A 6,804-nucleotide genomic window follows, 5' to 3' on the forward strand; every position below is an offset into this window, starting at 1 on the left:
ACCAGCGTGGCCCGCGAATGTTTGAAGCCGTCGATGAGCTTGGTCCAGCGGGGATTTCGGAAGACTGCCCCGACGTCAGGGGTGTAGGTGCCGGTGGGGATGAACCTGAATTCGCGTCCAGGACCGTCGCGTGTACATCGAGCCACCGACGCTCCGTAGAGGAAGAGATCGACCACCCCTTCCAGGCCCTCGCCCCCGAGCTCGGTCTGGAGGACCGGGCTCTCCAGGTGGAAATCGGCGAGGACCACCCTGCGCCCCGTCGCGGCCCAGGCGTCGCTCAGCTCGATCGCCGTGCGCGCCGCCCAGCTCCGCTCCACGTCGCCGACCAGCAGCAACACCACCGAGGGAAGCTCCCCGGAGCCGAAGGGTGGCCCGGTCTCGTCCGCCGGATCGTACACGCTTGGCGGCGGCAGGTCGGCGGGATCCGTCCACCTGGATGATTCGGGATCGTTCATCAGCGCTCGATGGTGAGTTGGGGCGCTGCAACTTACGGATGGCGCGAGCGGAGCGGCAAGCGTTTCAGCGGCATGCGGGGACTCTTCCAGGGGCCGGCGACTGCGCCCTGGCAACCCGGCTCCCGACCTGAGGTGGCTTCAGGAGGCAGCCCGCGGCTCGAGCACGTGCAGGGGAGCGTCGCCCCAGAGGCGCTCGAGCTGGTAGAACTCCCGGGCCGCGGGGTGGAAGACATGCACGACAAAGTCGACGTAATCCACCAGAACCCACCGGCCACCTCGCATTCCCTCTACGCCCGCCGGCCTCACACCCTCTTTCTTCAACTCATCGACGAGGTGGTCGGCGATGGAGGTCACATGGGTGTCGGAACGGCCGCTGGCAATGAGAAAGTAGTCGGTCGCCGAGGAGATGTTGCGCAGGTCGATGAGGTTCACGTCGACGGCCTTGCGATCGAATAGCAGGTCGATGGCGCGTGAGAGTTCCTGCGGTATGTCCGGCAAGCTGGTAGAGCTCATCAGGTTATCGTTGTGCTCGACGAGATCGATCGCTCAAGAGAAAGCGATCGCCACGAGTCGAGGCGCCGAGGGCCAGCACCGCATGCCAGCCCCTGAAACGCCCAGGCGCGAAGAACCCTCGCCCGAGGCATTCTTCGCGCCTGTCGTCCGAAGCGGAGCTGCGGGCACCGTCGGGTTCACCACCGGACGGCCCTGCCCCGGAGCCAACGGGAGTCGCGGGAGGAGCTACTCCTCCTTGATCACCCAGACCTTCACCTCCGGCCGGACCTCGGCGTGCAGGCGAATCGGCACCGAGAAGACGCCAAGGCTCTTGATCGGTTCCTCCAGCTGGATCTGCTTGCGGTCGACCTCGATTCCCTGCTCCGCGAGCTTCTCGGCGATATCTGCGCTGGTGATGGATCCGAAGAGCTTTCCTTCCTCGGCCGCCCGCGCATGGAAGGTGATGGACACCCCCTCGAGGGTGCTGGCACGCTTGCGGGCCTCCGCCAGCAGCTCGGCCGCACGCTGCGCGAGCTTGGCCTTCTCCCGCTCGATCCGGCGGACGTTCGCCTCAGTGGCCTCGTAGGCGAGCCCCTTCGGGATCAGGTAATTGCGGGCATACCCGGGCTTGACCGTTACGATCTCCCCCGCATTGCCCAGGCTATCGAGCGCCTCCCTGAGAATCACCTGCATGATGTCGACTCCTTGCGATAGGCTGGCCGCGCGCGACGGCGGCCCCAACGAATCACGATCGGGTGGCGGCGACGGCGCGCCCCCTCACATCGAGCCACGTATCCCCCAGGCCAACCACGACGGCGGCGCCCAGGACCAATGGGTAGAGAAAGATCGCCGCCAGCGCTCCGAAGAGGATCATCACCACCGAAGACGCCCCGACGGACACGAACAGGAAGACACCCACGCCCCGGAGGGCGTAGAGCGCCGTCATGAACACGATCAGGTTGTAGCCCACCCGCGAGAACCCGTCCGCCAGCGGGAGTAAGACCAGGGCGAGCCCGACGATCAAGAGCCAGACGAGCTGGTCGTTGAAGCGGAAATCACGCCAGGGGCGAAGACTGAACCGGCCGTCCGCCGGGGGCTGCAAACGGCCCACGATCCACGCCCCCAGGCCGAGCGCCGCGAGGGACTGAAGCGCCACCAGCCCGGGGAAGAGCTCGGCCTGCAGCTCCGCCACCTGTCGGGCCGCGTCCGCGAGCTCCGCGAGCCAGGCGCTCTCGGGTGAGCTGGCCATGGCGGCCGCGAACGTCCGCTCCGAAACGGCCACGAGCTCGCGTCGCACCATCCCATCCACCCCTCGCCACTGGCCGCTGACGACCAGGCCGGTGGCGGCGGCCACACCCGCCGCTCCAACTGCCAGCAAAGCCCGCGGCAGAACCGCCAGAGAAGGCCTCCAGACGGTGACCAGGGCGAAGGCGCCGCCCAGCAGCAGGGCCCAGGCGCGACTCAATCCCCCCAGCGGGCTCACCGCGACGCTCAGTCCGAGCAGCCCGATCGCCACGGCCAGAAGCATCCACCGCCACCGGCGCGGCGAAGGCGTAGTGAGCAGCAACAGCGCGAGCGGGACGAGCACCAGCGGCAGCGTCTCCAGCGACGACAGGAGGACGACCGCTGCCGTCAGGCAGGCGGCAGTGCCCCAGCGTGCCGTCGGGCGGCCGTCGCCGGCGCCCTCGTTCACCCCTCGTGACCCGCGATATACGGCAGCAGGGCGAGGAAGCGGGCCCGCTTGATCGCGGTGCTGACCTGGCGCTGATGCCGGGCGCACATCCCGCTGATCCGGCGGGGCAGGATCTTGCCACGCTCCGTGATGAAGCGCGAGAGGCGCCGCTCGTCCTTGTAGTCGATCGTGCGCGTGCCCGACTCGCAGATCGGGCAGGTCTTCCGTTGACGGGCCATGTAATTACTCCTCCTCGTCGGCGTCGTCGTCCTCGGGCTCCTCGACCACCGGAGCAATCGAGGTCTGCAGGTCACCTTCGTTCACGACGATCAGATAACGCAGCAGATCGTCGTCGAGTTGCAGCAGACGCTCGAACTCGGGAAGCCGGTCGGCCGTCGTGGAGAAATGCGTCACGACGTAGTAGCCGTTCTCCTTGTCCTTGATCGGGTAGGCGAGCTGGCGCCGACCCCAGTGATCGACCGCCTCCACCTCCCCCTTGCCGTCTCCAGCGATGAGCTCGTGGTAGCGCTCGATCTTCTCGTTGATCACCGACTCCTCGAGCGCGGAGTCGAAGATGTACACGACCTCGTAATCTCTCACCGTCTCACCTTCGTCCTGTGGACATAGCGGCCCCGCGCCGGTGCGCACGGAGCAGGAAACGAAAAACCCCGCCCCGACATGCGGGCGGAGCCTTTTAATATAGACTCTGGCGGAGCAGGACGCCAGTCCGGGGCGTTGCTGAGCCGATCGTGGCGCCGGGTGGAGTCGGTCACTTCGACGGGGCGGGAGCGTTCACGCGGGGATCTCGTTTCGACGAGCGAGAGCGGTGATGCGCTCGGCGGCACGAAAGGCGAGGCCTGGACGCCCACAATGGGGTGGCCGCGGCCGGAAGTCACCCGGCGCCACACCAGCTTCACGAGACGGGAGGTCTACACGTTGAAGCGGAACAGCATAATGTCCCCATCCTGGACCACGTAGTCCTTCCCTTCCGAGCGCATCAGCCCCTGGTCGCGGGCGGCCTTCACGCTCCCCAGCCGCTCGAAGTCCGCGAAGGAGACGGTCTCGGCGCGGATGAAGCCGCGCTCGAAGTCGGAGTGGATGACACCGGCGGCCTCGGGTGCTTTCGCGCCGATCGGGATGGTCCAGGCGCGCACTTCCTTCTCGCCGGCGGTGAAGAAGGTGTGCAGCCCCAGCAGCCGGTAGCCCGTCCGGATCAAACGGTGTAGCCCCGGCTCCTCGAGGCCCAGAGACGCCAGGAACTCGGCCCGCTCCTCCTCGCTCAGCTCAGCCAGCTCCGCTTCGATCTTGCTGGAGACGGGGATCACCTCCGCCACCTCCCCGCTCTCCGCCACGGCCGCCCGAAGCGCGCGCACGTACTCGTTCTCCCCCTCGGGGAGGTCCTCCTCGCTCACGTTCGCCAGGTAGAGGATGGGCTTGGCGGTCAGCAGGTTGAAGGAGCGCATCAGCTTCTCCTCCTCGGCGGTGACCTCCACCGTGCGCGCCATGCGGCCCTCGGCCAGCGCTGCGTACAGCCGCTCGAGCAGGGCGAGCTCCGCCTGCGCCTCCTTCTCACCCCCGCGCGCCGCGCGACGCACCCGGTCCAGCCGCTTCTCCACCACGGCGAGGTCGGAGAGCGCGAGCTCCAGCTCGATGACCTCGCGGTCACGCAGAGGATCCACCGAGCCCATCACGTGCACCACGTCCGGATCATCAAAGCAGCGTACGACGTGCACGATGGCGTCGGTCTCCCGGATGTTGGTGAGGAACTGGTTGCCGAGCCCCTCTCCCTGAGACGCTCCCTTCACCAGCCCGGCGATATCGACGAACTGGACGACGGCCGGAACTGTCCGCTGCGGCTTCACCTTCTCGGCGAGAAGCTGCAGACGCGGGTCCGGCACCTCGACCATCCCCACGTTGGGCTCGACGGTGCAGAACGGATAATTCGCCGCGTCCGCGCGCGCCGCCGTCAGGGCGTTGAAGAGGGTGGATTTTCCGACGTTCGGCAGTCCGACGATACCCAGCTTCAGCATGTTCTCGGTTCAGCATGGCGCGTTGCCGCACCGGCAGAGCGACAAGGGCGGACCCGGTGGTGTCCGCCCTTGTCGTATCCAGGATCCCGGAGGTCAGCCCAGCAACGCGGTGAGCAGTGCCCGGGCGGACTCCACCAAGCTGGCGACCGCGTCTTCCGCAGGGCCGCTGCCGCTCACCCGCGCGAACCAGGGAGCCAGCACGAGGGAAACCACGCTCATCAGCTTGATGAGGATGTTCATCGAGGGTCCCGAGGTATCCTTGAAGGGATCACCCACCGTGTCCCCGACCACCGCGGCCTTGTGCGGGTCGGAGCCCTTGCCCCCGAAGGCGCCGCCCTCGATGTGCTTCTTGGCGTTGTCCCAGGCGCCACCGGCGTTGGCCATGAAGAGGGCCAGCAGCACGCCGGTGACCGTCGCACCCGCCAGCAGGCCGCCGAGCGCCGACACGCCCAGCACGTACCCCACCACGACCGGGGCGGCCACAGCCACCGTCCCGGGCAGGATCATCTCCCGCAGCGCCGCGCGGGTGGAGATGTCGACGCAGCGCGCCGAATCGGGCTGCGCGGTCCCCTCCATCAGGCCCTTGATCTCGCGGAACTGGCGGCGCACCTCCCCCACCATTCCCTGCGCCGCGCGGCCGACCGCGGTCATGGTCAGCGACCCGATGTAGAATGGCAGAATCCCCCCGATCAGCAGGCCGATCACCACGTACGGATCGATCAGGTTGATGCCGGTCTCCTGCAGCCCGACCGCCGACGAATAGGCGGAGAAGAGGGCCAGAGCGGTGAGCGCCGCCGACCCGATGGCGAAACCTTTGCCGATGGCGGCGGTGGTGTTGCCGATGGCGTCCAGGCTGTCGGTGATTCGCCGGGTCTCCGGCCCGAGGCCGCTCATCTCCGAGATACCGCCGGCGTTGTCCGCGATCGGGCCGTACGCGTCCACGGACATGGTCACGCCCACCGTCGCCAGCATCCCGACCGCCGCGATGCCCACCCCGTAGAGGGCGGCCACTTCATACGAGATCCAGATGCCGAGCGAAATGAGGAGCAGCGGAATGGCGGTCGACTCCATCCCCACCGCGAGGCCGGAGATGATGTTGGTGGCGGAGCCCGTCTGCGACGCCTCCGCGATCCGCCGCACCGGCTTGGCCGCGGTGTAGTACTCGGTCACCAGACCGATGGCGATGCCGATCACCGAGCCCACGAGCAGCGCCCAGAACGGTCCCGTCGACGGGTACGCCTCGCCGGTGACCGCATCGACGATCTCGAAGTCGATCGCGGCCACGACGAAATACATCACCACCAGGAAGGCGATCGCGGCGATGAACGTCACGTTGCGGAGCGCCGAGGCCGGATTGGAGCGCTCCAACACGCGCATGAGCCCGACCGCTAGAAGGGAGGCGAGGAGCCCGACCGCGATGGTGATGATCGGCAGCGCCACGGCCTCGAGGCGGTTCGCCGCGTACAGGGTGCTGGTGGCGGCAATGGCGATGGTAGCGATGACCGAGCCCACATACGACTCGAAGATGTCCGCGCCCATGCCGGCGGTGTCGCCGACGCAGTCACCCACGTTGTCCGCGATGGTGGCGGGGTTACGAGGATCGTCCTCGGGGATGCCCGCCTCGACCTTGCCCACGAGGTCGGCGCCGACGTCGGCCGCCTTGGTGTAGATCCCGCCGCCCACGCGGGCGAAGAGCGCGATACTCGAGGCGCCCATGGCGTACCCCGAGATCATCTGCGCGAAGCTCACGATCTCGGACTCGACCGCGAAGCCCAGCCGGTGCAGGCCGAAGTAGTAGAGGATGCCGATGCCGAAGAGGCCGATCGAGGCCACCGCGAGGCCCATCACCGCGCCGCCGTTGAAGGCCATCCTCAGCGCCAACCCCTGCCCTGAGCCGCGCGCCGCCTCGGAGGTCCGAACATTGGCCTTGGTGGCCGCCTTCATCCCGATGAAGCCGGCGAGCATCGACGAGAGCGCGCCACCCACGAAGGCGACGGCCGTCGGCGCGCCGAGGGCGATGCCGAGCAGCACCGCCACGACCACGATGAAGATCGCCAGGACCGAGTATTCGCGCCGCAGGAAGGCCATCGCGCCGGTCTCGATCTGGGCGGCGATGTTCCGCATCACCTCGTTCCCGGCCGGTTGCCTTCCGATG

General features: G+C 67.8%; 8 protein-coding genes. All 8 read right to left on the reverse strand.

What is annotated here, in order from left to right; translation table 11 throughout:
* Positions 1 to 455, reverse strand: a 455-nt coding sequence (locus tag VF167_15440) for a hypothetical protein (GenBank protein ID HEX6926815.1), incomplete at its 3' end; no start/stop codon positions are given.
* Positions 456 to 593: 138 nt separating this feature from the next.
* Positions 594 to 968, reverse strand: a complete 375-nt coding sequence (gene rsfS / locus VF167_15445; protein ID HEX6926816.1) for a ribosome silencing factor — start codon at positions 966 to 968, stop codon at positions 594 to 596.
* Between the two features lie 225 nt (positions 969 to 1,193).
* Positions 1,194 to 1,640, reverse strand: coding sequence for a 50S ribosomal protein L9 (rplI, locus tag VF167_15450; GenBank protein ID HEX6926817.1), 447 nt, complete (start codon positions 1,638 to 1,640; stop codon positions 1,194 to 1,196).
* A 52-nt stretch (positions 1,641 to 1,692) separates the two neighbouring features.
* The gene (locus VF167_15455; GenBank protein HEX6926818.1) at positions 1,693 to 2,640 is read right to left on the reverse strand and encodes a DUF2232 domain-containing protein; all 948 of its coding nucleotides are present in this window, start codon (positions 2,638 to 2,640) and stop codon (positions 1,693 to 1,695) included.
* Positions 2,637 to 2,858, reverse strand: a complete 222-nt coding sequence (gene rpsR, locus VF167_15460; protein HEX6926819.1) for a 30S ribosomal protein S18 — start codon at positions 2,856 to 2,858, stop codon at positions 2,637 to 2,639. The genes VF167_15455 and rpsR overlap by 4 nt, the downstream gene beginning before the upstream one ends.
* 4 nt (positions 2,859 to 2,862) lie before the next feature.
* On the reverse strand, positions 2,863 to 3,219 hold the full coding sequence (rpsF, locus tag VF167_15465) for a 30S ribosomal protein S6 (GenBank protein HEX6926820.1): 357 nt from the start codon (positions 3,217 to 3,219) through the stop codon (positions 2,863 to 2,865).
* 329 nt (positions 3,220 to 3,548) lie between these two features.
* On the reverse strand, positions 3,549 to 4,649 hold the full coding sequence (gene ychF, locus VF167_15470; GenBank protein ID HEX6926821.1) for a redox-regulated ATPase YchF: 1,101 nt from the start codon (positions 4,647 to 4,649) through the stop codon (positions 3,549 to 3,551).
* A gap of 93 nt (positions 4,650 to 4,742) precedes the next feature.
* On the reverse strand, positions 4,743 to 6,804 hold a 2,062-nt coding region (locus VF167_15475; GenBank protein ID HEX6926822.1), incomplete at its 5' end, for a sodium-translocating pyrophosphatase.

It is taken from the genome of Longimicrobiaceae bacterium (assembly GCA_036375715.1).
GTDB lineage: Bacteria > Gemmatimonadota > Gemmatimonadetes > Longimicrobiales > Longimicrobiaceae > DASVBS01.